Origin of the sequence: Serpentinicella alkaliphila, from assembly GCF_018141405.1 — a bacterium.
Lineage (GTDB): Bacteria > Bacillota > Clostridia > Peptostreptococcales > Natronincolaceae > Serpentinicella > Serpentinicella alkaliphila.
The window spans coordinates 2,628,523-2,655,022 of sequence record NZ_CP058648.1; the positions used below are offsets into that span (position 1 = coordinate 2,628,523).

Here is a 26,500-nt window from a genome sequence, read left to right on the forward strand (position 1 = left end):
TTCTAATTTACATAGCTAGTACTCCTTACGTGATAATTCTTCTCTCTCTTTCTTTCTCTTATATGCCTCATATCTCTCTTGTGCTTCCACTTCTTCTGTATGTTCATCTCCCATCTGTCTTAAATATGCAAATACCATAAGTACAATTCCTAAAGGTGGATTGATAAATAGTAATATCAACCCTATCATCATTAGCATATTTTTACCCCTCTACTTATGTTTATTTCACATAACAGTGACGCCGGTTCCCGAAGTGTCCGAAGGACATTTGGGCATTGGCCGGGCACCGGCCGATAGGCTACGTGGCGCTTAGCGCTACGAGCCGTGCCCTCGGGAACCTGCGTCACTGATAGGTGGGCATGGCGCGCAAGTGACATGTCCCGCCTATCGTCCCGCATTTGCAACGCCTTCGAACTGGACCCTAAAGGAATACCCCCTAGCGGAGCTTCGCTCCCAGTGAGAAGGTGTGGTGCTGACCTCTCCCTTGACACGTGCTTCCAGCACCTTTATGCAAATGTTTTGTTAGATGCTGTTGATACTTCTTTTGTATTACTCAAGATTGAATCTGTGCTATAATGTATGTATAGATAAGTGTTTCTTCGGCTAAATTTATAAAAAGGAGTTGTTAAAATGGCTTTATCTAAAAATGATTTAAACGAATTAGTTCAGAAATTATCTGATAAAGATATTCCATTGGTTGCTGACTTTCTTAAACGATTAATATCACATCCTCAAGATTCTAACATTCCTTATGATGATGAATCGTTAACTGATGATGATTTAAGAGCTATTGAAGCCTCAAAAACTGAATTCCAACAAGGTAAAACTATAAGACTTAAGGATATTGAAAATGATTTACGAAATTGAGTTGAGTAAAGAATCATATAAATATCTTTTAAAAATAGATAAGCCCACTCGAATCAGAATACTTGATGGTCTCAATATTCTAGTACAGAATCCAAGGAATTCAGAATTAGATATAAAAAAGTTTCAAGGAAAAACCAATCTATATCGATTACGCATAGGTATTTATCGTGTTCTTTACAGCATTCATGGCGATATATTAGTTATCAATGTTATTAAAATTGGTCCTAGAGGTGACGTTTACAAATAAATTGTAACTCACCTTTTTATTTTGATTTTTGTTCTTGTCAATGGAATCTAACGGTCTCGCATTTGCAACGCCTTCGAACTGGACGGGAAATGAATCCCTATTAGCTGGTGCTTGCCACCCAGTGAGAAGAGTGTGTTGCCTGACCCTTCCATTTAAACGTGTTTCTTGCACCTTTATGCAAATGCATTGTTAGGCGACGCAATTATACACCCTAAGCCAACGTTTTTTAATCCCTATTTTTAAGTATTACTATTTTCCACCTGTCTATTAGCTCTTGCATACATTTGACAAAGTAAATATTATATTCACGTTTTTTAGAACTTATCACTTGACTACCAACATCAAAATATCTACATTCCTTAGCCAGGTGTATGAACGATGAAGGTAACTTTTCTAAAAATTTAATATACGCCATCACACTGTGGCCATCTCCTTTATTGGGTCGATCACTCCAAATATCCTTTGTTCCCTGGCAGGAATATTGGGTATTTAATCCTAGGTTATTCAATTCAGCAATAACCTCACCTATCTCTTCATCAATAATATTAGGATCACGTCTTTCGATATAGTCGTGTTTGTAATCGAATTGATCACGATACTCAATATTGCTAGAAAACTTCCTAATAAAGTTCTTGTAGTGTTTTTCATCGAAATTTTTAATCAAAAAAAGTCTATAGTATTCTACAACTAGGCTGTTATATTCATTAACTATTCGAACTATACAAGTATAGCATCCTTCATCATTATCTGGATGAAAGTCATCAGAGTAAGCAAATAAAGTGAATACAGCCTTGTTACCGTTTTCAATTTTTCTACTAGTTTTCTCTTCAAATATTATTCCCATCAAAATAATCCCCTTTTTGTAGAACTATTCAATAGATTGGTTAACCATAAGTTTATGCTTGACCTAATACAAAATGTGTCGCCTAACGTTCCGGCATTTGCGACGCCTTCGAACTGAATCCCATAAGAATATCCCTTAGTGGAGCTTAGCTCCCAGTGAGAAGTGTGTGGTGCTGAACCTACAATGAATCGAAGTTCGTAAATATCTTCTTATAGACTAACATAATATTTCTTTACAATATGTCGAACATTGTATTAATACATAAAAATATTATATGTAGGCTATCATAAGATTTGTAACGTTTACATTAAAATCTATTTGGTATAACTAAATGTTTTTCTCCTTAAAGAAAAAAATCACCTCAAAATATCATTGAGATGATTATTATTAGCTTATTTTTACATTAGTTATTTTTTTATCTGTGCCTTATATTTAAACAATTAGATTTACATCTCTACAATTTTTCATAGGATGCATTATTTGATTTTATATTTTATGCCCCTAGGTATGCCTCTCTAATTTCATCACTTTCTGCTAATTCTTTAGCATCCCCAGATAGAACAATCTTTCCTGTTTCTAATACATACCCACGATGAGCAATAGATAAGGCCATATGTGCATTTTGTTCAACTAAAAGTATAGTTGTACCTTCATTGTTTAATTCTTTTATAATTGAAAAAATCTCTTGAACTAGTATAGGGGCTAATCCCATAGAAGGTTCGTCTAATAGAAGTAGCTTAGGCTTAGACATTAAAGCCCGACCCATTGCAAGCATTTGCTGCTCTCCACCACTTAAGGTACCCGCCATCTGCTTTTTTCGTTCAAATAGTCTTGGGAATTTTTCATATACTTTTGCTATATCCTTGCTAATTTCAGATTTATCTTTTCGTAAAAATGCACCTAATTCAAGATTTTCAAGTACTGTCATATTAGCAAATACTCTTCTTCCTTCAGGTATTTGGCACAGGCCCATTTCAACTAAACTTTGGGCAGGCATTTGTGTAATATCCTTGTCTTTAAATATTATACTACCTTGCTTAGACCTATTTAATCCTGAAATGGTTCTTAGTATAGTTGTTTTTCCAGCTCCGTTAGCTCCGATAAGACTAACAATTTCCCCTTCATTTACCTCAAGAGAGATACCTTTAATAGCATGAATCATATCGTAATAAACATGAATATCATTTATTTTCAACATTATATGGTAACCTCCTCTCCTAAGTAAGCTTCAATAACTTTTGGGTTTGACTTAATTTCAGTGGGATTGCCATGAGCAATAATTTTTCCGTAATCTAAAACATAAATTCTTTCACAAACATTCATTACTAGAGACATATCATGTTCAATTAAAAGAATTGTTATTTCAAACTTATCACGAATCCATCGTATTAACTCCATAAGTTGATGAGTTTCTTGTGGATTCATACCCGCAGCAGGTTCATCCAAGAGCAAAAGTTTTGGCTTTGTTGCTAAAGCTCTGGCGATTTCCAAACGCCTTTGTTCACCATATGGTAAATTCTTCGCTAATTCACCATGTTTCAACTCTAAACCAAATATACTTAATAGCTCTAAAGACTTTTCTGTTATTTCTTCCTCTTCTTTTTTATATTTTTTTGATTTAAAAATACCTGATACAACACCATATTTAACATTTTGGTGATATGCTATTTTTACATTATCAATAACTGATAAATCTTTAAAGAGACGTATATTTTGAAAGGTTCTACCAATACCTTTTTGTGTAATCTCATAAGGTTTCTTACCAACAATACTTTCGTCACAAAATTGTATTTCTCCATAGGATGGCACATATACACCTGTTAACATATTAAATGCAGTAGTTTTCCCTGCACCGTTTGGGCCAATTAATCCTACTAACTCTCTATGATCTAGGTAAATTTCAAAATTATCTACAGCTTTTAAACCACCAAAAGTTCTTCCTAAATTAGTTGTCTTTAAAATTGTCATGATGGCCACCTCATTTCTTTGAGGATCCAAAGGTTGTGGATCCAGAAAATTTTGAAAACATATTATTAAAAGAGATTTCTTTTCTTCCCAAAAGCCCTTGTGGTCTAAATAACATTAAACCAATAAGCATTAAAGAATAAATAATCATTTGTAGTTCTGCGAATCTTCTAAGTGCCTCTGCAATCAATGTCAGTAAAATTGCAGCCGCAATAGAGCCAGAAATACTTCCTAACCCACCTAAAACTACCATCAGTAAAACCTGAACTGATAGCATAAAGGTAAAGTTTTGAGGATGAAGGATTTGAATTAAATGTGCATATATTCCCCCTGCTATACCTGCAAAAAAAGCTCCGAAAGTAAAAGTCATAACCTTATATTTAGTAATATTAATTCCCATTGTTTCAGCAGCTATTTCATCTTCCCTAATTGAAATACAAGCACGACCATGAGAAGAGTTAATAAAGTTAACAATAACTAAAACTATAATTATAGCTAACACATATGCCCATAAAAAGTTCACATATTTAGGTATGCCCCACATTCCAGATGCTGAACCAACATAATTCCAATTTAATAATAAAACACGAATAATTTCTCCAAATCCAAGAGTAGCAATAGCTAAGTAATCCCCTTTTAATCGAAGAGTAGGTAAACCGATAAGGAATCCTGCTATTGCAGCTACTAATCCACCAACTAATAAAGCTATAATAAAAATAATAAACGTTGGAAATGGTAGACTCATACGAGTAGTTACAATAGCTGAAAAATAAGCACCTATTGCTACAAAACCCGCATGACCAAGAGAAAACTGACCTGTGATCCCATTTATTAAATTTAGGCTAGTAGCTAAAATAACAAACATCGCCATTGTTGTTAATACAAGGCCATAATATGGATTAAGAATGTTATTCCATAGTAAAACCTGAATAAAAATCCCAAATAGTACTGCTCCAATAGTTACTAATGTTTTTTTCATAGGATAATTACACCTTCTCTCTAACGTTTTTACCAAGTATACCGGTAGGTTTTACAATTAGTATTACAATTAAAATAGCGAAAGAAACGGCATCCCGATAAGTAGAAAAGTATCCACCGCGTATTGCACTGACACCAGCTTCTGCAACTCCTAGAATCATTCCGCCTATCATGGCTCCAGGAATACTTCCAATTCCACCAAGTACGGCTGCAACAAAGGCTTTTAAACCAGGCAGCATACCCATGAAAGGTTGAATCATTCCATAGTATTGACCTACCAGAACCCCACCAGCGGCTGCTAATGCTGAACCTAAAGCAAAAGTAAAGGATATAGTGTTATCTACATTAATCCCCATTAACATTGCAGCATCTCTATCAAAAGAAACAGCTCGCATAGCCTTCCCCATTTTAGTCTTCTGAACGATGAAATGAAGTAAAATCATTAAAACTACAGCAGTACCTAGAATAAGTACCTGACTACTTCTAATAGATACACCCGCTACATTCCATGTATGCACAGTAAGTCTTGGAAAAGATTTAGGCTTTGCACCTAGAAAATATATTGTAACATTTTGAAAAAGTAAAGATAATCCTACAGCAGTCATTAAAGCTGCAACACGTGGAGCATTTCTTAAAGGCTTATACGCTAGACGTTCCATAAGTACACCTAATAGTGCGCATACAGTCATGGCAACGATAAGTGCTGGAAAGAATGGCAATCCTAAGCTAGTTATTGCATAGAAGCCAATGAAAGCTCCTAGCATATAAACTTCTCCATGTGCAAAATTAATAAGTCGGATTATACCATACACCATGGTATAACCTAAAGCAATTAGCGCATAAACGCTACCTAGTGATATTCCGTTAATCAATTGTTGAAAATCCATGGTTTTCACTCCCTTAATATCGTATTTTCTATTAGGTATAATAAACAAATTTTGTAGTTCATAGTAATATGGTAAATATTTGAAGTCTATAAGCGAAAGAGGGGTATAAAACACCCCTCCTTCTTTGTTTTAATTTATTTTAATCTATTATTATTTAGGATCAACGGTTGTATAATATACTTGTTTTTGATCTTCAATTTTAATAACAACTGCGCTCTTAACTGGGTCTCTGTTTTCATCTAATTTAATTTTTCCACTAATACCTGTAATTTCAATAGCTGCTAAAGAGTCACGAATAACCGTTGGATCTGCACTTCCAGCATTCTCAATAGCTGCCGCAAGCATATATGCTGCATCGTATCCTAAAGCTGCTAATGCATCAGGAACTGCATTGAATTTAGCTTGGTATGCTGCTGTAAAGTTCTTTACTTCTGGAGTATCGATATCTGGAGAATAGTGATTACTGAAATAGAAGCCGTTAGCTGCATCTTTTGCTAAATCAAATAACTCAGGTGAATCCCAACCATCTGCTCCTAAGAAAATAATATTTTCTGAGAAACCTACGTTATACTTAGCTTGGTCTAAAATTGGACCTACTGTTCCATAATATGCAGGAACAAACACTACTTCTGGGTTTTGGCTTTTTACAGATGTTAAAATAGTATTAAAATCAGTATCATCTTTTACGAAAAATTGCTCAGATACTATTTGTCCACCACCGCTTGTAAAAACAGACTTAAATACTTCTCCAAGTCCTTTAGAATAATCACTACTTGAATCAATCATAATTGCAGCTGTCTTAGCATTTAAATTATCTAATGCAAAGTTTGCCATTACCGCCCCTTGGAAAGGATCAATGAAAGAGGCTCTGAAAATATATTCTCCTACTTTTGTTACTGCTGGATTTGTTGCAGTAGGTGAAATCATTGGAATTTTATTGTCTACTGCAATTGGAGCCGCAGCAAGTGAATTTGTACTTGTTACTGGACCTAATAACGCAACAACTTTATCATTTTGAATTAGCTTTTGGGCAATAATTGCCGCATCTGTAGAGGAACTTTTATTATCTTCTACAATGAATTTTAAGTTTTTGCCACCTAAAACCCCACCATTTGCGTTAATCTCATCAAAGGCTAACTGAATACCATTTCTTGTAGATGTTCCAAAAGAAGCTAGCTCTCCTGTAACTTCAAAGTTTCCACCAATTAGAATATCTCCACTTTCCACTGGAGTATTAGTAGCAGGAGTTTTACTTCCACCACAAGCAGTAAGAATCATGCTTGCGATTAATAAAAGTGATACTAATATCAAATTTTTTTTCTTCATAACTCATTCCCCCTATTTTATAATTGTCATCTAAGAAAATAAATCAGCATTAAATAAAAAATCTACACTAATGTATTAAAGTGAGTATTAATTCTTGATAGCTATTTATTAACTCGATCATAGACTAAATTATATATTCTTTAATTAATTTTGTCAATATTCTGAATAATTTTAAATATTAATAATTTCAAATTTAATGTAATTATTAAAATATTTCAACAAAATAATTGTAATTTCAAAAAAATTAAAAACCACTTCATTTGTGGTTTTATTCATTTCGGTTATATTTTATTTCTTTAAAAATCTTTGCTGTGTAAATCGAGTCATTTAGAGCTTTATGGAACTGGGAGTCTATATCTATGTTAAATTCCTTAACAGCATTTTTAAGGCCAATTTGTTGGGAATTTGAGCCATTCAAATATTTCATACAAAGATTTTGTATATCACAAAATTGTTTTATCCAATTAGTTTTGATTTTAAAGAATGCACAATTCCTCTGTAACTCATTTATATCATCTTTTCCCCAGGAGCATAGAACAAAATCCTCTTCATTAATCCAATCTTTAAATAATTTAATTACTTCGTTAAAGGGTAGCCCGTTCATTATATCCTCTTTAGTTATTTTAGTTTTTTGCTTTACTTTTGGATGAAGTTTTTTATATAGCTTAGGTTGTACGAAGAATTCAAAAGTATCTTCAATTTCAAGTTTTGAATTTAGTTTTACAGCACCTATTTCAATAATTTCCTGTGGACATAATGGATTTGATTTGCCTTTCATTAATCTTTTTGTTTTTTTATCTATTTCAAATGCAGTATTAAATTCTAAATCGAAAATTATATATTTCATAAGGAGTTCCTTTCTATTACACATAAAAAAACAATTAAACTACTCACCCAATGCTTTTTTATATTGTTTAATAATTTTATAAAATGTATTTCTTTTAAGGCCTAATATACTCATAAACTGATCCGCAGTAATAGTTCTCTCACTTCTATCTTTATCAAACTTTGGAAAATTTTCTTCAAGTAGTTGAATTTGTTCATCCGTTAATGTTTCAATATCTTCTTTCGGACGGCCAATAGAACTACTCTTATGGGTTTTCTCATTATAATATATTATATCCATATTTTCATTTATATAGTTTAAGAGTTCAATTATAATTTCACTTTTAAGTTTTCTCTCAATTAAAGATTTGCTATAGGTGTTTAATAATTTATTTTCTATTATAATAATGTCTACCCCATGCATATATAAAGCTTTCCAAACACTTTTTATTCCCTCTATAGTACTACCAAGTTGATTTAACTCACTTATAATAAAAATATCTCCAGAATTTAGAGAAAGATTTTCTAGAGCTTGAGTACTATCTAACTTAATTTGTTTACCTTCAATACATTTATCGATAAATATGTTCTCATCCTTAAGAAAGATTTTATTTTCCTTACAATAACCTTTAATAAGATTTATTTGATTTTCTATATCCATTGGAATATCTATTTTAATATAGGCAAATGTCTTATTTAACATTTTATTTCCCCCATAACTTATATAATATAAATATTTATATATATTTATAAACATAATAATTGTAAAAAAACATCTCAAAATTTAACAGTAGTTTTCATTTTGAGATGCCAGGTTTATTTAGCTCACTTTTTGTTCTAGTCTTAATTTATCAGCAACCATTGCAATGAATTCTGAGTTAGTTGGTTTACCTTTATCATTGTTCACTGTATATCCAAATAAAGTGTCTATAGTATCAACTTTACCTCTACTCCAAGCTACTTCAATGGCATGGCGTATAGCTCTCTCAACTCTACTAGGTGTTGTGTTGAATTTTTTTGCTATAGAAGGATACAGCTCTTTTGTTACTCCACTTAAAAGTTCAACATTTTCAACTACCATAGTTATTGCTTCCCTTAAATATAGATATCCTTTAATGTGTGCAGGAACACCGATCTCATGAATTATATTTGTTATTTCAGCCTCTAAGCTTCTATTATTTTTAATTAAAGCATTACTATTATTATTAATTAAAGGCTTCTTTCTTTCACTACTTCCGGACGAACCTCTTACAATTTGTCTTATCCTCTCAATTAATACATCAAAATCAAATGGCTTAATTACATAGTAATCAGCACCTAAATTTATTGCTTTTTGAGTTATTTTATCTTGTCCCACAGCTGATAAAATAATTATTTTTGGATATTTTTGAAGATTCATTCTGTTTAGTTTTTCTAATACCCCTATACCATCAAGATGTGGCATAATAATATCTAGAATGACTAAATCCGGTTCCGTGCTAGATATTAACTCTATTGCCTCAAGTCCATCCTTAGCAACACCTACAATATTAATCTCCTGTTGTTTTTGTAAATATTCAACCAGAATATCACAAAAATCCTCATTATCATCAGCTATTAATACATTAATTTGATTATTCACTATTGAACCCCCCTGATTTTTCTGTTTTTTTGTATACTAATTAATTTCGACAAGGGGGTTATTATTCCTTCTAATATGTCAAAATTTAATCTTATTCAATAGAAGAATCGTTCGTCTATTTATTTTCTTTTTCTACAATCAATCAATATATTTTGTCGAATCTTGTATAGCTACTCGTAAATTCCCGCCTGTTCTATCATCCATTCTATATATACACCATACCCTCTAGTAGGATCGTTTATTAAAACATGAGTAATTGCACCAACAATTTTTCCATTCTGAATAATAGGGCTACCACTCATACCTTGAACAATTCCACCGGTTTTATTTAATAATTTTTCATCTGTTATTTTGACAATCATACTCTTAATACTAGGTTTACTTTGTGGATTAACTTTAGTTATTTCTATTTCATATTGCTGAATTTCATTATCATCTGTTGTTGTCAAAATATAAGCTTTACCCTCTTTTACTTCATGCTGGAATGCAATAGGTATAGACTCCGGTATTAAATCATTTGGAATATCTCTAAATAGCTCACCATACACACCGAAGGGTGTATTTTTTTCTAATTTCCCTAAGGGTTCGTTTACATTATAGAAGACTCCTTTTATTTCTCCTGGCTTGCCTCGTTGACCTTGTTCTATAGAAACTACTCTTGATGAGATAATTTCTCCATCTCTAACAGATAATAACAAGCCTGTATCTGCATCAGTTATTGCATGGCCTAACGCTCCAAACTTATTACTATTTTGTTCATAAAAGGTCATGGTACCGACACCTGCTGTCTTATCTCTAACCCAAAGACCTAATCTATATTTTTGATCTTCACTTGACTTTATAGGTTTTACATTGATTTCGTATTCTTTTGTATCTCTAAGAAATTTAAGTTTTATTTCCTCTCCATTACTATTTTTTACTATGTCAGCAACATGCAAAGAATTTACTACAACATCACCGTTAATTTCTATAAGTGTGTCACCTAGTCTTATTCCATTTTCCTCTGCTATATTTCTATTTTTACCTGTATCATCGGTTATTTCTGCTACACCTACAACTAATACTCCTTCTGTATTTAATCGTACACCTATTGACTGACCACCTGGCATTACATATACTTGAGGAACTACATTAACTTTTAAGTTTTTATAAGGTACTAGTCCAAAAATTCTAAGCTGTAGGTCTGTTGAACCCTCAGAAAGGGGCTCTAGCTCAATTTGCCTGTTAAATAACTTGCTTAACATATCCTTCGTGTTTTCAAATTGAATTATAGATTTTGATGAATCCGTTACCCTAAATGAAAAGGGGAACCTAGAGTTAAAAATATGTGAATTACCTAGTGTTATATTGTACTCTGCTGGTAACTTACCTGTTAATTCTATAAATAGAACATAGGACGATAAAATTAATGAAAGGACTAAAAAAACAGAAAAAATCTTTAATCCTTTATTATATCTTCTATTATTTTTCACAAAATCACTCCCTGCCAAACTAAAGATGTTTTTTTATTTTCCAAAACCATATCTTTAATGTGGCCTTTTTATGGAGTTATTATGATGCAAAAAAAATAAAAAAGATGTAATAATCATCCTTTTTATATATCATTAGGGATTTAATTTTTTTTAGCTTTAGTAATCATTTCTTTGGCATGTTTCAAAGTTAAATCAGTTAATTCCCCACCTAATAATCTTCCAATTTCATTAACTCTTTCCTTGCTGGTTAATCTAGTTACAGTTGTTTTAGTATTATCTACAACTACATTTTTCTCAATTAAAAAATGTTCATTAGCCATTGAAGCGATTTGAGGCAAATGAGTAATACAAATGATTTGGTGCTTTTCTGCTATCTCTCGAAGCTTTTCGCCAACTATTTGAGCTGTATTACCACTAATACCAGTATCAATTTCATCAAATATTAAAGTATCTACCTTATCTACATTCGCTAAAATCGTTTTAAATGCTAGCATAATACGAGAAATTTCTCCTCCAGAAGCTACTTTTGTTAAAGACTTTAAAGGCTCCCCAATATTAGTAGATATTAAAAATTCAACTTTATCTATTCCATATGGTGTATAATCTAGACTTTCTTCAAATCTAATCGTAAATGTCACTCTATTCATATTTAATGTCTTTAAAACATCTTGCAGGCCATTTTCAAAAGATACTGCTATTAATTTCCTTTCCGTACTTAATTTTACTGATATATCTTTCAATTCAATTTCAAGTTTATTGATCATACCCTCAAGCTTATTTATTCTCACTTCACTGTTAACAAAGTCCTCTAGCTCATTATTAATTTTATTCCTATAATCTATTATCTCCTTTATTGTATTTCCATACTTTCTTTTTAAATTATTTATTAAGTTTAATCTAGATTCTAAGGATTCAAGTATGGTCGGGTCGTGATCAATTTGTTGTAAATAGGCTCTCATTTCCCTTACTACATCATCTATTTTAATCTGAATTTCTTCAATAGTGTTATAGAATCCTTTGAGTACCTCATTAATACTTGAAATATTTAATAGAGGTTTTAAATTTCTTGAAACCAAATCAATAGCAGGTATATATTGACTTCCATTATATAAGTCATTACAAGCACCTTGTACCACACTAATAATACGTTCACTATTGCTTAAAATATTTATCTCTTTTTCTAATTCCTCATCTTCACCTACTTTTAGTTTGCTAGAATCGATTTCATTAATTTGATATTTTAAAAGTTCTATTTGTCTTTCTCTTTCTTGTATGTTATTACATATTGAGTTCAATTCCTTTTTTGCATCCAAAAAGCTTTTATACTTCTCTTTATATTCCCTTAATAGCTTGCTTATTTTATTGCTACCAAAGGCATCTAGCATATGTATATGATTAGTTGAATTCATTAAGGATTGGTGTTCATGCTGCCCGTGAATATCTATTAAGTATTCTGCAACTAGCTTTAAAAAGGATTGATTAACGATTACTCCATTAATTCTGCTTACGCTTCTTCCATTTACATGGATTTCTCTATTGATAATTAAAGTATCGTCCTCTAAGTCAATGCCATTATCATTTAAAATATTCAACAGATCTTCCGTATGATTTAAAGAAAAAATTGCTTGGATTCTACATTTATTTGAGCCTGTTCTGACAAACTCTCTATCCGCCCTATCTCCTACAACCATATTTAAAGCGTCAATTATTATAGATTTACCAGCCCCAGTTTCTCCGGTTAATATATTTAGTCCCCTTTGAAATTCAACTTTTAAATTATCTATTAAGGCGAAATTAGTAATTTCCAACTCTAATAACATTAATAACACCTTCCTATTGAGTTAGTTTTACAAAAATCTGCTTAATCTCTTCCATTTTAGAAACATCCTTAATTAATACAAATATTGTATCATCCCCTGCTACGGTTCCAAGAACGTCACTTAAATTTAAAGCATCTATTGCTAGCGCTGCAGCCTGTCCACCACCAGGAATAGTTTTTAAAGCAAGAATATTACCAGCATAATCAATAGAGATAATTACATCTTTAAAAACCCTAACCATCCTATCTGATAAGGTAAAATTTTGACTATCCAGTGTAGCATATTTATATTTACCTGTTTTGGTTAAAACCTTAATTAATCTTAATTCCTTAATATCTCTTGAAACTGTAGCTTGTGTAACATTAACTCCACTTTCCTTTAACCTATCCGATAACTCCTCTTGTGTTTCAATTTCATAACGGTCAATGATTTCTAAAATCTTAGAATGCCTGGTATACTTCATAGCTACCTCCTATTTATAAATATATTATTAAATATTTATCCATTTTAACTAATATTTATTATTCTCCATTAAAATCTAATATCCTTCATAAATGTTTAAAAATCCTTAAGTTTTAGATTATTGAGTATATTTTTTGATATATTTCCTTTTTAATTCATTAGTTGACTACAAAATAGTTAGACCCCATACAATGGGGTCTAATTATAAATTTTCATGAGATTTATTAATAATACTTTCAATATCTATAGTATTTTTACTGCTATTGTCTAATAAGTTACTTAAATAGAGTAAATATTCAATATTACCCTCTGGTCCTTTGACAGGTGAGAAGGTCAAATCCAGTACTTGAAACCCTATTTCTTCTGAATAACTAATTATTTCCTTTACTACATCAATATGTACATTTTTATCCTTAACTACACCCTTCTTACCTACTCTATCTTTACCTGCCTCAAATTGCGGTTTGATTAATGCTACGATATTCCCATCTTCTTTGATCAAAGTTTTAACAACAGGTAAAACTAGCTTTAAAGAGATGAATGAAACATCAATAGAAACAAAATCTACATAGTCTTGTATGTTCTCAGTAGTTACATAACGTATATTAGTTCTTTCCATAACTACAACTCTGTTATCCTGTCTTAGCTTGTAATCTAATTGTCCATAACCAACGTCGATGGCATATACTTTACTAGCACCGTTAATTAGCATACAATCAGTAAAGCCACCAGTAGAAGCCCCTACATCCATACATACTTTATTATTTAAGTTTATATTAAATTCATTAATAGCTTTTTCAAGCTTAAGTCCTCCACGACTCACATAGGGAATAGAAGGACCTTTGACAAGAAAGTTAGAGTTAGGATCAACCTTTGTACCAGGCTTATCAATCTTTTGCTGATCAACAAAGACTAGCCCAGCCATTATGGCTCCCCTAGCCTTTTCTCTTGTTTCAAAATGCCCCTTTTCAACAAGTAAAACATCCAATCTATTTTTTTCCATTTCTACACTTCCTGTCTATCTGTTAAATACAATTTTATTTATTATATTTGAATCAAAGTCCTTTGAAATTATCGTAACAATATCATCAACAGTTAACCCATAAACATCATATAGTAAATTTACATCTCCATGTTCGATAAATTTATCTGGAAAAGCGAAAACATTTACTTCTTTAAATATATTGTGCTCATTTAATAAGGAACATATTTGAGAGCCAAAACCACCATATTTATAATTATCTTCTATAGTATATACTTTTTTACATTTTATTGCATTTTCCAAAATTAAATTACTATCTAAAGGCTTCAAAAACCTAGGATTTATTAATGTTACATTAATGTTTTCACGTTTAAGCCTTTCGCATACTTGTAAAGCTAACTCGTTCATATGGCCAACAGCAATAATTAAAGCATCCTTACCAGTATTATATAGAATTTCACCCTTTTTGCTTTCTATAGACACTTTTGGAAATTCTGAGCTTAAACTATGAACGTTACCCCTAGGATACCTTATTGCAACTGGACCATTTAAATTAACTGCAAAATCCATCATTTCTCTAAGTTCATTACCATCTTTTGGAGCCAAAATTGTTAAATTAGGTATTGGATATAACATTGAGATATCCATTATACCATGGTGAGTTTCGCCATCATTACCTACAATACCTGCACGGTCAATTAAAAATGTTACAGGTAGGGATTGTAAGCAAACATCGTTTATTACCTGACCCATTGCTCTAGATAAAAATGTAGAATAAACTGCAAAGAATGGCTTATATCCAGCTACTGCTAAACCTGCAGCAAAGGTAACCGCATGTTGCTCTGCAATTCCTACATCGAAGAATCTATTAGGGAATGCTTTAGAAAATGGTACTAATCCTGTACCTGAAGGCATTGCTGCAGTAATCGCTACAATCTTTTCATTATTTTCAGCATGCTCTACTAATAGATTACCAACTAATTCTGAGTAACTTAGATTTTTATTAGTAGACAGTAATTCACCCGTATTTATGTTAAAGGGTCCAATACCATGAAATTTTTCCGGGGCATTTTCGGCTACAGCATAGCCTTTGCCTTTTTTAGTGACTACATGAAGTAAAATTGGTCCGGATATATTTTTAGTGCTTTCTAGAACTTTACATAGCTCAGCATAATTATGGCCATCAATTGGACCTAAGTATGTAAAGCCCAATTCTTCAAATAGAACTCCAGGAACAAAAAAGTATTTTATACAATCCTTTGCTTTTTCAGCAGTTTTGTATACACTCTTTCCAATTGCTGGTATGTTTACTATAAGGTTTTCCATATCGCCCTTAAATTTATAATATAAAGGTGTTGTTCTAATTTTATTCAAATAATTAGATACTCCACCAACATTTTCAGATATTGACATTTCGTTATCGTTTAAAATTATCGTAATATTTTTATTGCTTTGACCCGCATGATTAAGTGCTTCAAAGGCCATACCACCAGTTAATGCTCCATCCCCTATTACAGCAACAACTGAATGCTTTTCTTTATTTAAATCCCGGGCACATGCCATTCCTAAGGCAGCTGAAATAGATGTACTACTGTGACCTGTATCAAAATGATCATGGTCACTTTCTAATCTTTTAGGAAAGCCGCTAAGCCCCTTATATTGCCTAAGTGTATGAAAATCATCTTTCCTTCCGGTTAATATCTTATGTATATAGCTTTGATGGCCTACGTCCCATATAATTTTATCCTTTGGGCTATCGAAGATAGTATGAAGTGCTAAGGTTAGCTCAACTACACCTAGGTTCGATGCTAAATGTCCACCAGTTTTTGATACATTTGCTATTAGAAAATTTCTTAACTCTTCAGCTAATATATTAATTTGATGTTTTTTAATTTTTCTAAAATCTCCAATGCTTTTAATCTGATCTAACAGGGAGTTCAACATTATCACTCTTTTCTTTTTTTAGATCTATCATTTAAAACAGATACCCCTATCTTCTTATCTACAAAATTAAGCACCTTTGCGGTGTTAAATACAATTACATGTGAATTATTAATAGAAATGCTTTTACCAATTGCTTTGCCTCCAACAGTTAAGGAAGCTATTATTGCAGTTATTACTATGGTCAGAGCAGCCCTGTTTACTTCCTGTGGGCTTAAAAGTGCGATCTGTAAAATAATACTGGCCCCTGCAAAGCCACTAACTATACCACAAATATCCCCTACCACATCATTACAAAAATTAGATACTGAGCTTGCATTCTTCAGAAGTATTATTCCGCATTTAGCTCCATCTACTCTATTAGAAGCCATGGCATGAAAGGGTTTAACAGATGCTACTGTAACAGCAATTCCAATCATATCACTAAAAACCCCAATTAATATTATTACAATTAGTATAGTAAATGAAAGGATAATTGGTACATTAAATAAAACTATTTCTGCAACTACACTAAACAGTATAGTTAATATAAATGTCCAAACAGTTACAATGACTACCCACTTAATGTTATATTTTTTCCATAAACCTTGTGAATTATTATTTTTACATTCTTTATTATTTTTTACATTTTTGGACAAATATATCCCTCCGAGGAATTGGTCGTTCTAAATAAAATAATAAGCTGATAGCCAACGCCATCAGCTTATTGCAGGGTAATATGTTAAGTAAATCTTACGGCTTAGGTCTAGTTGGTTTTCCCAGATTAGTACTGCCTGTCGCCATAACAGCGGTTTCCCTTTAAACCAATCTCTGCCATGTCACCATAGGCAGGACTAGATTGCCACTTAGTCCGTACTGTAATCCCTAACATATCTCAAAAGAACAGTCTAGGAGTTTTCCTCAACAACTTCTCTAACTCTTAGCCTCTTTTGCAGAATTGATTTCAAATAGCGATAATCCTAAATATCGGCGCCTGATATTATAGAACCTGATCTATTCATCTGCCAATCCCACTCAAGGCAGGCTACATTACGTACCTGTATATACGTAGGTTTCACCATCATTTAGAAATCTGGCCTCCACGGAGCGAGGGTCATCGCCTGCATGCCTTTGCAGATCGCCCCCATCTCCTTACTCCCAGAAATAACCCACGACTGGGCGTCGCAAGCCAAAACCAGGAACTTCATCGATATGCCCTTTGGCGGATTTTTAGCCCCGCCCTCAAAGTTAGACAAGTTGACTAGAATACTGTACCACTGCATTTTAGTCTAAAAAACATTATAGCATAGTATAAACGGAATATCAAATTAAAATTTTAGCAACAACTATACCCAGTATAGCCCCTGCAAACACTTCAAATGGCGTATGTCCAATTAACTCTTTAAGACGGTTTTCACTTTGTTTAACCAGTCCTTTATTTTTTTTAGTTTGTAAATCCTCTATCATCTTGTTTAATATAACTGCCTGTTTACCAACAGCATTTCTTACTCCCGCCGCGTCATACATTACAACTAATGAAAAACAAAGAGATAGGGCAAATAATCCAGAATCAAATCCATGGGTAAGCCCTATAGCAGTTGTTAGTGCTGTTACTAAGGCTGAATGAGAGCTTGGCATTCCACCAGAGCCTACAAACCTCGAAAAATTAATCCTTTTATCAATAATTAAAGTATGAATTACCTTCAAAGTTTGGGCAATAAACCATGCAAGAACTGCAGCCCAAAATATTTTATTATTACTTAGGGAATCTATAAAATTCACAGTTATCCTCCTAATTAATATTCTCTGTCAACTAAATAATTACATAGCTCTTTTAAAAAGATTGCTTTTTCACCGTATTTATTTAATGTGTCATAAATACTATTAGTTAATTCCTTAACTTTATTTATGGAAAAATCTAATCCATACATAGATGGATATGTAGATTTATTTTTTTCCTGGTCACTACCAACATCTTTTCCTAATTTACTTTGGTCTCCAATAATATCTAAGATATCATCCTGAATTTGAAAGGCAAGACCTAGGTTTTTACCGATTAATTCCATGTTATTAATGTCTTCCTTATTACCATTACCAATTATTGCACCAATCTTCAAGCTTGCAATAATTAATGCGGCAGTTTTTTTTAAATGAATATAGTTTAAAGTTTCAGCAGAAACCTTTACGTTTTCACTTTGTAAATCTACAGTTTGACCACCTATCATTCCTTGAATTCCGGCCGCCTTCGCTATTTCATAAATACTCCTTACATATGGCTCCATCTGCGGCTGAGTTAATGCATGTCCTAGCATTAATTCAAAAGAATGATTTAACAGTCCATCTCCCGCTAAAACAGCTATTCCTTCTCCAAAAACCTTATGATTAGTTAATTTACCTCTTCTATAATCATCATTATCCATTGCTGGTAAGTCATCATGAATTAATGAATATGTATGTATCATTTCTAAACCACAGGCATAGGGTAGTATATTATTTAAATCATTAGCAAACAATTGATAGGAAGCTAAGGCCAATACTGGTCTTAATCTTTTTCCCCCAGCGAAGAGGCTATATTTCATAGAATCAATTAGAATGTAATTTTCTTCCTTCTCCATATTCATTACTTGGTCTAAATGTTTATTAATTAATTCCATATATTGTGTAAGCTCATTTTTCCACGACATAAGATTAGACCTCCGTATTGTCTAACATAAATGATTTTTCTTCATAGCCCTTATTGGTTTCAATCACTAAGCTAATCTTTTCTTCTACCTCTGTTAGCTTCCCATTACAAAATCTATAGAGTTCAATGCCCTCCTGAAATAATTTCAGTGAATCATCTAGAGTAACATCCTTTCCTTCTAACAATTCAATTACTTCCTCTAATCTCTTTACTGCCTCTTCATAGCTTTTTTGATTCACTATATATCCCCTCTTCCTTTACCTCTACAACTTTACATAGGGCTTGTCCGTCTAAATAATGTATATTAATTGTGTCATTTACTTTAACTGAGTCTATCCCTTTAATTATTTCATTGTTTTCCGTACAGGTAATACTGTATCCCCTTGACAAAATTGATAAAGGACTTAAGCTGTTTAATTGTTCTGCTTTATACTTGAGATTATTTTTCGCCATATCTACCCTAGTAGAAATTATTTTTATTAACTCTCTATGAATTCTATCTAAATGCTGCTTTTCGTTATAGATTCTATTTAACGGATATTTTAAGTAATAGTTATTCCTTAAATATTTTAGCTTTCTTCTCGACTCATCAACCTTTTTATTTAAAGAATTATGTAGTCTTTTATTTAAAATATTTATATAATTTTTACAATCATAAAAGTTAGGTAGTACAAGTTCTGCTGCGGTTGAAGGAGTATTTGCCCTAACGTCTGCTACAAAATCTGAAATAGTAAAATCTGTTTCATGTCCTACAGCTGATATTATTGGTATATTACTATTGTAAATAGATCTGGCAACGATCTCCTCGTTAAACGCCCAAAGCTCCTCGAGAGAACCTCCGCCTCTAGCAAGTATAATTACTTCTACATTATTAGATCTATTAAAGTGTTCAATAGCTTTACTTATGGATGCTGGTGCTTCGGGACCTTGAACTAAAGAAGGATATATTAAAAGATGAACATAAGGATACCTTCTTTTTATTACAGTAATTATATCTTTTATAACTGCACCTGTTGTAGAAGTTACGATTCCAATTTTTTTTGGAAGTTTAGGTAAGGGTTTTTTATTAGCAGGGTCAAATAACCCTTCTTTTTCTAGCTTGCGTTTTAGCTCTTCAAAGGCCAAATGTAAATTCCCTAAACCTACTTCATCAATTTGAGATGCATAAAGTTGATATTGTCCATCTCTCTCATAAACTGAAATATAGCCACTTACAACTACTTTCATACCATTGCTTAGAGGCATTTTAAGCTTCTCACTATTTCCTTTAAACATTATACAATTTATTTTTGTATTCTTATCCTTCAGTGTAAAATATATATGCCCACTGCCATGCTCTTTTACATTAGAAAGCTCCCCTTCTACCTTTAAGTTATATAGTATAGGATCACTTGATAGTATTCTTTTAATATAATCAGTTACCTGGGTTACTGTTAAGGTTTTTATACGCATTTTAATGCTGCCTCATATGTATTTTTCATTAGCATAGCAATAGTCATGGGACCTACTCCCCCTGGAACAGGTGTAATAAAAGATGTCTTATGCATTACATCATCAAAATTAACATCCCCAACCATTTTATCACCTAGTTTTATAATACCTGCATCTACTATTATGACGCCCTCTTTAATCATATCTTCAGTTAAGACCCCATGAACTCCTGTAGCACAAACAATAATATCTGCTTTTAAAGTAGTTTCCTTTAGGTTTTTTGTTCTTGAGTGACAAATAGTAACTGTTGCATTTTCATTAAGTAAGAGCATTGCCGTAGGTAGTCCTACTATATTGCTTCTTCCTAAGACTACAGCATTTTTACCCTCTATAGTTGTTCCAGTAGACTTAATAAGCTCAATTATCCCTTTTGGCGTACATGGCACAAAGGAAGGTCTATTTAATTGTAAATTTCCTATGTTTACAGGATGAAAACCATCAACATCCTTTTCGAAGGAAATATGTTCATTAACCGTATATTCATTAATGTGTTCAGGTAGAGGTAATTGCACTAAAATCCCATGAACTTTGTCATTGTAATTTAGTTCTTCTATTATTTTTAATAGCTCCAGCTCACTTATAGATTCTGGTAATCTATGGACTTCAGAATACATGCCTACCTCATTGCATTTCTTCTCTTTCATATTTACATATGTATGGGACGCAGGATCATCACCTACTATAACCACAGCAAGTCCTGGAGTGAGATTAAACTCATCTTTTAGTTTTTGTATGCTACTTTTTAGTCCATCTAACATATCTTCTGATATTTTTTTTCCATCAATAATAGAGGCCATAATTACACCTCCTTTTTAATTAGCTTATCTAATATCCCATTAATAAATGGACTAGATTCTTCTGTACTATATTTTTTTGCTAATTCCAAAGCTTCATTTATAGATACATTCTTTGGAATGTCATCAATATATTGCATTTCAGTGATAGCTAATCTTAAAATTGCTAAATCAACCTTAGCCAACCTATCAACGTGCCAACCAATTGCATACTGCTCGATCAATGCATCAACTTCTTCAATTTTTTCTAAAAATGATGTAACCGCAGTAGTGACATACTCCCTTTGCTCATCAAGTTGTTCACTTTCACTCTCTAAATAGTAGTTTAATATGTCCCTGTCATATTTTTTTTGCATACTCATTTCATATAGAATCTTCATACATAATTCTCTAGCCATTGCTCTTTTCATTTGTTACCCTCCTAATATATTACCTATACTTGAATTTTACCCAAAAAACTATTTAATATAAATATTTAACCCTCTATAAAAGAGGGTTAATGTTAGTAATTTATTATATTATTGGTTCTCTTGCTTTGCTGGTTCCTGAGGGAAGTGAACACCCTGAACATGAATATTAACATTCATTGCTTTAAGACCAATCATAGTTTCTACTACTTTTATAACATTATTTTGGATTTCCCAAGATATATCTGGAATTTTGGTTCCATAGTCAACTATTATATATAAATCTATAATTACTTCTTTTTCTTTAATTTCTAGCTTAACTCCCTTTGAAAGGCTCTTTTTCCCGAGCTTTTCTGCAATGCCATTGGCTAGACCACCACTCATTCCAGCTACACCTTTAACCTCTAGGGCTGCTAAACCAACGATAGTAGCAACTACCTCACTAGCTATTTTAACTTCTCCGTATTCTAATGTGTTAATAGCTTCCAATTTGCTCCCTCCAATTTCGAAATCCAAACTATAAGGTAATTATACCAAAATAAATCAACTATGACAAACAATTCTATTTTTTATTCATAATTACTACATTATCTAAAGGTATGAAGCTGGCTTCTCGTTTAATAATATCAACTATTTGGGCTACATCCTGCTGAGTTAAATCATCCGTATGAATAACTGTGCTTAATGAATTATCTGTTATGTATACTAGAGCATCATTAAATCCTTTAGCCTTAATCATATTTTCAATTTTAACTTCTCTATCAACATTAGCGATAACTTGAAGTTTAATTGTTTGAGCTTCATTTCTCATTTCAGAACTAGTAAGCTCACTTTTAACTATATTATCTAAATAACCAATCATTTCACTGCGTTTTTTATCTCTTTCAATACGACCCTCTATAAAATATGCATTGCTAGATAAAGCCTTTTTATTTGTCAAAGTTTCCGTAATAGTAGCAGAAGTTTCCAATGCTACATCTTGAATACGGCTAGGATCCATACTATCAACTATAGATACTTCTTCTAAACCATCCTCTTCTTTTAAAAGCTCTTCATCTTCTATAAAAACTACTTCACCCTCATCTAGAATCTCTGTCATCATTCCACTTTCTTTCATCATAGTCATCTGATACTTTTCATATTCACTAGATGTTTGTAGAAGTGATTGTCTATTCAAACTAAAATTAATGTACCCTATTAAACACAACATTATTACTAGGGAAAAAATTACGAAGTTTTTTCTTCTTCTAACTGAACTCATCAATAACTCCTCCTTACAACTTTAGGTTATATAAACAAATAATTCTAATATTATCTACCTTTTATTCTTCATTCAATTTAGTTTTTAGGATATATTTGTACTTTATGTCCAGGTACTTGTAATACTGTTTTTACAGCATCATACAATTCAGCCTTTACTTCTATATTTTCTGCCCCCTCTGCTACTACAATTACACCATTAATTTGTGGTTTAATCTCTTTAAGTACTAAAGGTTTTTGCTGGCTACCATTATTTGATGTAACTATATTTTGAGTTGAGCTTTGGGACGTCATTAAACGAACTCCACCACTTGAATCTTTCTCTTCAGTTGTATCGATTGAGTTAACTGTATTTGAAGCTGGAATTATTTCACTTCCCATTTCCAGTGTAATCATTACCTCTACCCTACCTACACCTCTCATTGTCTCAAGGATAGTTTTCAGTTTTTTCTCTAAAGCCTCCTCCTCTGTCAATTCTCGATTAGCTGTTTGGACCAGTACATCATCCTGAAGCTTTCCCGGGCTACTTTTAGTATTAGAGCTCTTAACAAAGAAATCACTATAGGCTATTAATGCAATAACTAGTACCGCCATCACAACAATTATATTTGCTACATGTTTCTTAGATACAAAATCCTTTAATTTCTCTCCAATTTTACTAAAGTCCATCTTAATCCTCCTCACTTGTTTTTTTATTATAAATATATATATTTATATTTTCTTCTGATAAATTATAGAAGCTGCTAAAATCATTTTTTATTGCTCTACCTTCGTTACTAGCTTGACTAAGAGTTTGTACAGAACTGTTTTTATTTAGACTAACGTCAACTCTTACAGGCTCTATCCCCTTTGAACTCTTTGCTGATGTACCCTGGTGCTCTAAATATAATTCTACGCCTTTAATTAATCCGAAGTCCTTTGATTCCTTTTCTATGTCTAGCTCAATATTTTTTACTATGTATTGTGTTGTTTTCTCTATTCTGTTTTTCATTTGACTAGCTAAATTGTTCTTATATATTTCTAGAACTAATGCCTCTTGATGATATTGCATATTTTCTACTCTATTTACGGTAGTCACATATTCGATCTGGTTCGAAGCTTGGACAACCGTATCACTAAAATTTACTCCTTCTCTAAATATATGCAGGAGGGGATTTAAAATAACTACAATTATTAATAATCCCACTACAACATTTATATATTTTTTACTCTTGCCACTTGGTATTATAATTTCTACAAAGGTTATAAAGATTATTACGGACATTATAGTTACAACCCAATTTTTTATTACCTCCATACACTCACCTCATCATTACAGTAATATTTCCAGTCCCGACTATAATTGCAATTGTTATAAAAAACATAATAGCTACGGATGATATTGTTGCAAATAAAAGTACTAAAGCACCACTCATTTCATTTAAACACTTAACTAAATTACTTTGTGATAGAGGTTCAACTACGGCTGCACATAATTTATATATAGCTATTAGGGCTAATATTTTAATTACTGGCATAAGACAGATTAAAAATATAGTTATAAACCCAATAGCGCCAATTCCATTTTTTAAAATTAACGAAGCACCTATAACAGTATCCATTGCATCTGATAAAAATCCACCTACTATTGGTACAAATTTATCAACTGCGAACTTAGCTGTTCTAATAGTAATGCCATCTACCGTTGAGGATGTTAAGCCTTGTACTGTTATTACTCCTACAAAGGCTGTAAACATAAAGCCTAAAACTAAGGCCGCTGCCTGCTTAATTAAGGTTGCTAGCTTTGTTACCTGTATTTTTGTTGAAAAATTATTTACTATAGATAAAACAGCAGAGAATAGAACTAATGGCAATACTACAGTTTTTATAACTGTACCAATTATACCTATTGCACCGATTAAAAATGCTTGAAAGAAAGCTGATGTGGTTATACCCCCCATAGCAATTATCATTGCCAGAAGAATAGGCATTAGTGTTTGCATAAATGTAACCATCATATCTATAGTTTCTTTACCTAAATTAATAGCAATTATGAAGCTACGGATTGTTATTGAAGCTATTACTAAATAACAAGCGTTATATGCAAGCTTTGCTACTACATCATTTTCAAAGGCACTTTGTAGGTTCGATAATATACTGCATATGGCAGATAATATTATTATCTGGCCCAGAAGCTTCCAATTAGCTACAATCTCTCTAAACAAATAGTTTAGACTGCCTAATAAAATTTGTTTAAAAGATAAAGTTTCCTCTCCCCTAATGAGCTTTTGTAAAAAGCTCTTTATTTCAATTTTGGGAAAAAACTCATCAAAATCTCTATTAATTGTATTTAATATATCTTGCAGTTCCTGTGTGTCTACATTATCAATTTGATTAATTACTATATTCTCAGGACTTAATGACCCCTTATCCTCATTAGCGTAAGCGAAACATACATTAAATAGGTATATCACAAAAATCAGCATTAGTACTTTTTTCATATACTCACATCCTAAGGTACGATATTTATAATTAGATCCATCAAAGATACTAAAATAGGTACTGCTAAAAACATTATCAGGATCTTTCCGGCAAATTCAATTTTCGAAGCTATAACCCCTTCCCCCGCATCTTTACATATTTGGGAACCAAATTCAGCAACATATGCTATACCAACAATTTTTAAAATTGTTGTTAGATAAATATCATCAATTTGGATTTGTGAAGATAATTGGTTAAGAATAACTAGCACAGCCTGTAATCTAGAAATTACAAATAGAAATATCAAAATACCTGTAACTATACTTATATATATACCTATTTCTGGATTTTGCTTTTTAACTATTACAGAAAGTATTGTGGCAACTAGGCCTATAGCAACAATTTGAAATATCTCCATATAATCACACCCTTAATATAGCTGAAACATGGTTTTTACAGTATCAAATAAGTTACTTATTAAATTTATTACTATCATTAAAACTACTACAACCCCAACTAAAGTTGTCATCATTGCTTGTTCATCTCTTCCAGCATGCTTTAACACCTGATTTAATACTGAAACCAATATACCTATTGCAGCAATTTTAAAAATCAAATCAACATTTATAATCATTCTGTTTCCCCCTAATTGAAAAGTATATTAAAACAAAATAATCACTACGGATATACCAAATAAGAAGCCTAGATTTTTATATAACTGTACATTTTTATTTTGCTCTACTATCGATTGCTCGTAGCTACGCTTTATTTCTTCCATTGCTAAACGAATATGTTTTACCTGATCATCGATGTCAGATATACCTAGACTATTACCTAGCTGAATTAGTAGCTCTATATCTTCTTTTTTTAGTACACTATGTTTTGTTTCTTCTTTTATAGCTAGCTGCCAGGCATCAGAAAATGTTTGTCCATCTTTTTTTTCTAGGATTTCTACTGTTTTACTAAAAATTTTAGCAATCTCGCTTTTACTTCTTTTAGAGATTTTTTTTAGTAACAAGGGTAGTGGAGTTGCAGAGTAAACAATTTCTGATTCAAGCATTTGAAGTGTTCCTATTATGTTATTTAATAGCTTTGTTCGCTCAGTATAGGATTTGGCATATATTACTCCAATAAGAGTACTACAACCTACAATTAGTGTTGAAATAATTAACTTTACTATCATTTTTTC

At 32.1% G+C, this 26,500-nt stretch carries 32 protein-coding genes; 2 read left to right on the forward strand and 30 right to left on the reverse strand.

What is annotated here, in order from left to right; genetic code table 11:
* Positions 1–15: 15 nt before the first annotated feature.
* Positions 16–198 (reverse strand): hypothetical protein, encoded by a 183-nt coding sequence (locus HZR23_RS13430; protein ID WP_132848212.1) that lies wholly within the window; start codon positions 196–198, stop codon positions 16–18.
* A gap of 432 nt (positions 199–630) precedes the next feature.
* Here HZR23_RS13430 and HZR23_RS13435 point away from each other — a divergent pair, with 432 nt between their 5' ends.
* Both HZR23_RS13435 and HZR23_RS18125 read left to right on the forward strand, forming a co-directional pair.
* Positions 631–867: a hypothetical protein gene (locus HZR23_RS13435; RefSeq protein WP_132848211.1), complete on the forward strand. Its 237-nt coding sequence runs from the start codon at positions 631–633 to the stop codon at positions 865–867.
* Positions 851–1,114, forward strand: coding sequence for a type II toxin-antitoxin system RelE family toxin (locus tag HZR23_RS18125; RefSeq protein WP_243098201.1), 264 nt, complete (start codon positions 851–853; stop codon positions 1,112–1,114). Before HZR23_RS13435 ends, HZR23_RS18125 begins: the two co-directional genes overlap by 17 nt.
* Before the next feature lie 226 nt (positions 1,115–1,340).
* Here the strand turns inward: HZR23_RS18125 and HZR23_RS13445 are convergent, their stop codons facing one another.
* The 29 genes from HZR23_RS13445 to spoIIIAB form a co-directional block, all read right to left on the reverse strand.
* Positions 1,341–1,958, reverse strand: a complete 618-nt coding sequence (locus HZR23_RS13445) for a hypothetical protein (protein ID WP_132848209.1) — start codon at positions 1,956–1,958, stop codon at positions 1,341–1,343.
* 493 nt (positions 1,959–2,451) lie between these two features.
* Positions 2,452–3,156, reverse strand: a complete 705-nt coding sequence (locus tag HZR23_RS13450; protein WP_132848208.1) for an ABC transporter ATP-binding protein — start codon at positions 3,154–3,156, stop codon at positions 2,452–2,454.
* The gene (locus tag HZR23_RS13455; RefSeq protein ID WP_132848207.1) at positions 3,156–3,926 is read right to left on the reverse strand and encodes an ABC transporter ATP-binding protein; all 771 of its coding nucleotides are present in this window, start codon (positions 3,924–3,926) and stop codon (positions 3,156–3,158) included. Before HZR23_RS13455 ends, HZR23_RS13450 begins: the two co-directional genes overlap by 1 nt.
* Before the next feature lie 10 nt (positions 3,927–3,936).
* The gene (locus tag HZR23_RS13460; RefSeq protein ID WP_132848206.1) at positions 3,937–4,902 is read right to left on the reverse strand and encodes a branched-chain amino acid ABC transporter permease; all 966 of its coding nucleotides are present in this window, start codon (positions 4,900–4,902) and stop codon (positions 3,937–3,939) included.
* A gap of 7 nt (positions 4,903–4,909) precedes the next feature.
* Entirely contained in the window at positions 4,910–5,788 is an 879-nt protein-coding gene (locus HZR23_RS13465) for a branched-chain amino acid ABC transporter permease (RefSeq protein WP_132848205.1), read from the reverse strand.
* A 150-nt stretch (positions 5,789–5,938) separates the two neighbouring features.
* A complete protein-coding gene (locus tag HZR23_RS13470; RefSeq protein ID WP_132848204.1) occupies positions 5,939–7,114 on the reverse strand; it encodes an ABC transporter substrate-binding protein in 1,176 nt (391 codons plus the stop codon).
* Positions 7,115–7,382: 268 nt separating this feature from the next.
* Positions 7,383–7,961 (reverse strand): 3'-5' exonuclease, encoded by a 579-nt coding sequence (locus HZR23_RS13475; RefSeq protein ID WP_165913666.1) that lies wholly within the window; start codon positions 7,959–7,961, stop codon positions 7,383–7,385.
* Between the two features lie 39 nt (positions 7,962–8,000).
* Positions 8,001–8,642 carry a recombinase family protein gene (locus HZR23_RS13480; RefSeq protein WP_165913665.1) on the reverse strand — a complete coding sequence of 214 codons (642 nt, stop codon included), beginning with the start codon at positions 8,640–8,642 and terminating at the stop codon, positions 8,001–8,003.
* A gap of 117 nt (positions 8,643–8,759) precedes the next feature.
* Positions 8,760–9,560 (reverse strand): sporulation transcription factor Spo0A, encoded by an 801-nt coding sequence (gene spo0A, locus HZR23_RS13485; protein WP_132848201.1) that lies wholly within the window; start codon positions 9,558–9,560, stop codon positions 8,760–8,762.
* 170 nt (positions 9,561–9,730) lie between these two features.
* Positions 9,731–11,032, reverse strand: coding sequence for a SpoIVB peptidase (gene spoIVB, locus HZR23_RS13490; RefSeq protein WP_165913664.1), 1,302 nt, complete (start codon positions 11,030–11,032; stop codon positions 9,731–9,733).
* Between the two features lie 140 nt (positions 11,033–11,172).
* Positions 11,173–12,852, reverse strand: coding sequence for a DNA repair protein RecN (gene recN / locus HZR23_RS13495; protein WP_132848199.1), 1,680 nt, complete (start codon positions 12,850–12,852; stop codon positions 11,173–11,175).
* A 13-nt stretch (positions 12,853–12,865) separates the two neighbouring features.
* Entirely contained in the window at positions 12,866–13,315 is a 450-nt protein-coding gene (locus tag HZR23_RS13500; RefSeq protein ID WP_132848198.1) for an arginine repressor, read from the reverse strand.
* 201 nt (positions 13,316–13,516) lie between these two features.
* Positions 13,517–14,317, reverse strand: coding sequence for a TlyA family RNA methyltransferase (locus tag HZR23_RS13505; protein WP_132848197.1), 801 nt, complete (start codon positions 14,315–14,317; stop codon positions 13,517–13,519).
* Between the two features lie 15 nt (positions 14,318–14,332).
* A complete protein-coding gene (gene dxs / locus HZR23_RS13510; RefSeq protein WP_243098205.1) occupies positions 14,333–16,240 on the reverse strand; it encodes a 1-deoxy-D-xylulose-5-phosphate synthase in 1,908 nt (635 codons plus the stop codon).
* 2 nt (positions 16,241–16,242) lie between these two features.
* Positions 16,243–16,875 carry a hypothetical protein gene (locus HZR23_RS13515; RefSeq protein ID WP_243098200.1) on the reverse strand — a complete coding sequence of 211 codons (633 nt, stop codon included), beginning with the start codon at positions 16,873–16,875 and terminating at the stop codon, positions 16,243–16,245.
* A 664-nt stretch (positions 16,876–17,539) separates the two neighbouring features.
* On the reverse strand, positions 17,540–17,998 hold the full coding sequence (locus tag HZR23_RS13520) for a divergent PAP2 family protein (protein WP_132848196.1): 459 nt from the start codon (positions 17,996–17,998) through the stop codon (positions 17,540–17,542).
* 14 nt (positions 17,999–18,012) lie between these two features.
* A complete protein-coding gene (locus tag HZR23_RS13525; protein ID WP_132848195.1) occupies positions 18,013–18,900 on the reverse strand; it encodes a polyprenyl synthetase family protein in 888 nt (295 codons plus the stop codon).
* A 4-nt stretch (positions 18,901–18,904) separates the two neighbouring features.
* Positions 18,905–19,138 carry an exodeoxyribonuclease VII small subunit gene (gene xseB, locus HZR23_RS13530; RefSeq protein WP_132848194.1) on the reverse strand — a complete coding sequence of 78 codons (234 nt, stop codon included), beginning with the start codon at positions 19,136–19,138 and terminating at the stop codon, positions 18,905–18,907.
* Positions 19,119–20,351: an exodeoxyribonuclease VII large subunit gene (xseA, locus tag HZR23_RS13535; protein ID WP_132848193.1), complete on the reverse strand. Its 1,233-nt coding sequence runs from the start codon at positions 20,349–20,351 to the stop codon at positions 19,119–19,121. The genes xseB and xseA overlap by 20 nt, the downstream gene beginning before the upstream one ends.
* Positions 20,342–21,187: a bifunctional 5,10-methylenetetrahydrofolate dehydrogenase/5,10-methenyltetrahydrofolate cyclohydrolase gene (locus HZR23_RS13540; protein WP_132848192.1), complete on the reverse strand. Its 846-nt coding sequence runs from the start codon at positions 21,185–21,187 to the stop codon at positions 20,342–20,344. Before HZR23_RS13540 ends, xseA begins: the two co-directional genes overlap by 10 nt.
* A 2-nt stretch (positions 21,188–21,189) precedes the next feature.
* Positions 21,190–21,594 (reverse strand): transcription antitermination factor NusB, encoded by a 405-nt coding sequence (gene nusB / locus HZR23_RS13545; RefSeq protein WP_243098199.1) that lies wholly within the window; start codon positions 21,592–21,594, stop codon positions 21,190–21,192.
* A gap of 108 nt (positions 21,595–21,702) precedes the next feature.
* Complete coding sequence (locus HZR23_RS13550; protein WP_132848191.1) at positions 21,703–22,080, reverse strand: Asp23/Gls24 family envelope stress response protein; 378 nt, start codon at positions 22,078–22,080, stop codon at positions 21,703–21,705.
* A gap of 73 nt (positions 22,081–22,153) precedes the next feature.
* Positions 22,154–22,852 (reverse strand): SpoIIIAH-like family protein, encoded by a 699-nt coding sequence (locus tag HZR23_RS13555; RefSeq protein ID WP_243098198.1) that lies wholly within the window; start codon positions 22,850–22,852, stop codon positions 22,154–22,156.
* A 77-nt stretch (positions 22,853–22,929) separates the two neighbouring features.
* The gene (gene spoIIIAG, locus HZR23_RS13560; protein WP_132848189.1) at positions 22,930–23,520 is read right to left on the reverse strand and encodes a stage III sporulation protein AG; all 591 of its coding nucleotides are present in this window, start codon (positions 23,518–23,520) and stop codon (positions 22,930–22,932) included.
* A gap of 1 nt (position 23,521) precedes the next feature.
* Positions 23,522–24,148 (reverse strand): stage III sporulation protein AF, encoded by a 627-nt coding sequence (gene spoIIIAF / locus HZR23_RS13565; RefSeq protein WP_132848188.1) that lies wholly within the window; start codon positions 24,146–24,148, stop codon positions 23,522–23,524.
* A gap of 4 nt (positions 24,149–24,152) precedes the next feature.
* Positions 24,153–25,331, reverse strand: a complete 1,179-nt coding sequence (gene spoIIIAE / locus HZR23_RS13570) for a stage III sporulation protein AE (protein ID WP_132848187.1) — start codon at positions 25,329–25,331, stop codon at positions 24,153–24,155.
* A gap of 11 nt (positions 25,332–25,342) precedes the next feature.
* Positions 25,343–25,729 (reverse strand): stage III sporulation protein AD, encoded by a 387-nt coding sequence (gene spoIIIAD, locus HZR23_RS13575; protein WP_132848186.1) that lies wholly within the window; start codon positions 25,727–25,729, stop codon positions 25,343–25,345.
* A 12-nt stretch (positions 25,730–25,741) separates the two neighbouring features.
* A complete protein-coding gene (gene spoIIIAC / locus HZR23_RS13580) occupies positions 25,742–25,945 on the reverse strand; it encodes a stage III sporulation protein AC (protein ID WP_330571408.1) in 204 nt (67 codons plus the stop codon).
* Between the two features lie 27 nt (positions 25,946–25,972).
* Positions 25,973–26,494, reverse strand: a complete 522-nt coding sequence (gene spoIIIAB, locus HZR23_RS13585) for a stage III sporulation protein SpoIIIAB (protein WP_132848185.1) — start codon at positions 26,492–26,494, stop codon at positions 25,973–25,975.
* Positions 26,495–26,500 lie beyond the last annotated feature (6 nt).